Origin of the sequence: Endozoicomonas atrinae (assembly GCF_001647025.1) — a bacterium.
Taxonomy (GTDB): domain Bacteria; phylum Pseudomonadota; class Gammaproteobacteria; order Pseudomonadales; family Endozoicomonadaceae; genus Endozoicomonas; species Endozoicomonas atrinae.
Map to the genome: position 1 here is coordinate 1 of NZ_LUKQ02000895.1, position 251 is coordinate 251.

At 48.2% G+C, this 251-nt stretch carries 1 pseudogene; it reads right to left on the reverse strand.

Annotation, left to right across the window (positions count from 1 at the left end):
- Window positions 1–125: 125 nt before the first annotated feature.
- A pseudogene (locus tag AK963_RS32970) lies at window positions 126–251 on the reverse strand (transposase); the annotation flags it as partial.

Sequence of the window (251 nt, forward strand, 5' to 3'; positions counted from 1 at the left end):
CTCTCGATTGGTCATGGCGCTGCTCCCTGCTTGATACCAACAGGAAAACAATCGGCCAGAAAAGGGTTAATCGGGAGGTCAAATTAAACTGGTGTTTTGAAGACTTATTACATCGGTGATGACAACATCTCGTGAATGGCTTCGGCAATATCACGGGTGGTCATGCCTCGGGCATAGAGGGTAAGGATTTGCTGATCAAGCTTGTTTAGCCGAGTCTGGCCTTTGGCTATCAGCTGAGGAACAAAGTCACC